Raw genomic sequence first — 2,476 nt, 5'->3', positions numbered from 1 at the left:
TACATTTTATCAGTTTTACGCTCCGGTTTTTTCTGAGTTTGTGAGAAATCCGGGACCAAGTCCTTCGCTGTTCCAAATCCATAGAAGCTCTGGCATTTATTTCTTGTCTAAAGTCTTGCATAAGCTAGGGCGTGTCAGCTTTGATCGTCCAATTTCATTTTAAAACCAGCAAGGGAACTGTCAAAATTTTTACTAAGGCTGTTTTAAGTATTTTGATTGATTGACAAAAGGCACTTTATCTTAAATTTTCACGAATGCCTTCCCTCCCTCTCTCCTCAATCGGTGCAAATATCTTGCACTTAGCTAAAGTTAACAAATATATTCTTCAAATAATGTATTCAATAAAGATTTATCTGGATATTCTTTAACTTTTTTCTAGATTTTTTAGTTTGACTAAATGTCAGAGAAAAGAATGACAGTCTGTCTTTTGACATTTTTAAAAATCTCACCATAAATTATAGATAGACTGCTTGCTATTGGTTCTAGATAATCTGGCTAAAGATAATTGCTTTCTCAGAAGAGATTGAATGTTTGGTAAATTTTATTGATTGAGTTGAAATATGCGTATTCCTTAATTAATGAATACTTGGAGGTTTAATCAAGATTTTAATGAGCTTCAATTTCTGGAAAAAATTAAGCCAACTGAAGCTAAAAATCCCCTCCGACCTTAAGTCAGTCGGTGTGAAATGTCAAAAGACAAGTTGTCAGATTTAAGTCTGACAACTTGTCAAAGTTAGTTATGAAGTTTTAAAGCGAATTTATCATAAATAAATTCTGGTTAATCTAGTTAAAACATACTAAAAAAAGATGAGTTCTCTGCCAAATTACCGTCCCAAAAAACTGAAATTAGGCCCATTAGAAGCAGAGATTTTAAACATTATTTACTCTCTGGATTCTGCCACAGTCAAAGAGGTGCATGAACGGATCATTACTGACCCAGAACGCGAGTTAACTTATTCCTCAGTAGCAACAATACTGGATCGTCTCAGCAATAAGGGTTGGCTAGAATGTATTAAACAGCACCGCCAATATATCTGGCGACCTTTGATTTCTTATTCTGAAGCCCAGGCAATAGATGCTTATGAACAGTTGCAGAAATTTCTCGAATTGGGCAAGCCGGAGATTGTAGCTGCTTTTGCTGACAGTCTTGATGAGGCCAGTGTGGAACAGTTTGAGGCGATCGCCCAAAAAATACAAGCACTTCGTGAACTCAGGGAGAAGAAGTAATGCATCTGTTGATGGTAGTGATGGCGTTAATCCTAGCTTGGTACTTGAGATGTCATTGGTCATCCCGTGTAGGAAGCTGGACAGAACGTTTTCCCCGTGCATTGTTGCTATTTCTGTTGCCGCCATTACTCCTGCTAACCACAACATTTGCAGTGTTTTGCATGGGGCCTTCTGGACATATTATGGTTTTGGGATGGGAAGGTTGGGTTAGTTACGGACTTGCTATTAGTTTCTTAGGATTTGCAGGTGTCTTATGGCTGAAGTTGGTATGGCAGGCAAACCAGATGCTAAAACAAATTCGCACTTATCCCATAGTTTATGTCCACAGTACACCAGCACGCTTACTGAATGTGCCTATTGTTTATTGTGCTTTGGTTGGTTTCTGGGAACCTGAGTTAATCATCAGTCAGAGATTATTAGATACTTTAGATGCTGTCCATCTCAAGGCAGTTTTAGCCCATGAAGATGGACATCGCCACTACCGTGATACCTGTTGGTTTTTCTTTTTGGGGTGGCTACGTCAGTTAACCTCTTGGTTGCCCCATACAGAATCTTTATGGCAAGAGTTGTTACTTTTAAGAGAAATACGGGCTGATTATTGGGCAACTAGGCAAGTTGATAGTCTGTTATTGGCAGAGGCTTTACTCTTGGTTGTCAATACTCCAATTTTACTAGAGGTAAATTTTTGTGCAGCTTTTGCCCAGCATATTCCAACTAATCATGTCACACAGAGAATAGATGCCCTTTTGCAGCAACCAGACTCTATCGGTCAGCCAAAAATATGGTTTTGGGTGTGGTTAATTTTGGTGCTTGTGCCATTACTGGTGATTCCATTTCATCATTAGAGGAATTAGGTCAGTATTTAAGTTCTTTTTGACAATAATTAGATAGTTTCAAGAACTCACTCCATATTCCTTAGTCTTTGCGTCTCTGGGGATTAGAGCAATTTCTGATAAAAATGAGAGTTGTTGCTGTAAATTTTTCAGTAATAAGAAAGCTTTGTCATAGATTCTAGTTTCTCCCTGTTGGGCAAAGTATTCAACCGCCTTTTGTAAATCTGCGAGCGCTGCTTGTTCGTGACCAAGTTGATGGTAGGCTATACCCCGATTCAGATAAGCCTGAGCATTGGTTGAGTTTAGTTTGAGTGACTCCGTAAAATCCCTAACAGCACAAGAGTTATCGCCACTTATACCACAACGCAAATTTCTCACAAACAATAAAAAATCAATTCACATCGCTTGATGTAAGA

At 38.4% G+C, this 2,476-nt stretch carries 3 protein-coding genes; 2 read left to right on the top strand and 1 reads right to left on the bottom strand.

The features are described 5' to 3' along the window. Positions 1 to 807: 807 nt before the first annotated feature. Positions 808 to 1,227 (top strand): BlaI/MecI/CopY family transcriptional regulator, encoded by a 420-nt coding sequence (locus tag ACM0OY_RS40105; RefSeq protein WP_414574253.1) that lies wholly within the window; start codon positions 808 to 810, stop codon positions 1,225 to 1,227. Then, positions 1,227 to 2,072, top strand: a complete 846-nt coding sequence (locus ACM0OY_RS40100) for a M56 family metallopeptidase (RefSeq protein WP_414574252.1) — start codon at positions 1,227 to 1,229, stop codon at positions 2,070 to 2,072. The genes ACM0OY_RS40105 and ACM0OY_RS40100 overlap by 1 nt, the downstream gene beginning before the upstream one ends. 48 nt (positions 2,073 to 2,120) lie before the next feature. Here the strand turns inward: ACM0OY_RS40100 and ACM0OY_RS40095 are convergent, their stop codons facing one another. Continuing rightward, positions 2,121 to 2,438 carry a tetratricopeptide repeat protein gene (locus ACM0OY_RS40095; RefSeq protein WP_414574251.1) on the bottom strand — a complete coding sequence of 106 codons (318 nt, stop codon included), beginning with the start codon at positions 2,436 to 2,438 and terminating at the stop codon, positions 2,121 to 2,123. Positions 2,439 to 2,476 lie beyond the last annotated feature (38 nt).

The organism is Nostoc sp. CCY 9925, from assembly GCF_963920935.1.
Lineage (GTDB): Bacteria > Cyanobacteriota > Cyanobacteriia > Cyanobacteriales > Nostocaceae > Nostoc.
The sequence above is the reverse complement of the archived record's forward strand: the minus strand, read 5'-3'. Positions and strand labels throughout refer to the sequence as shown.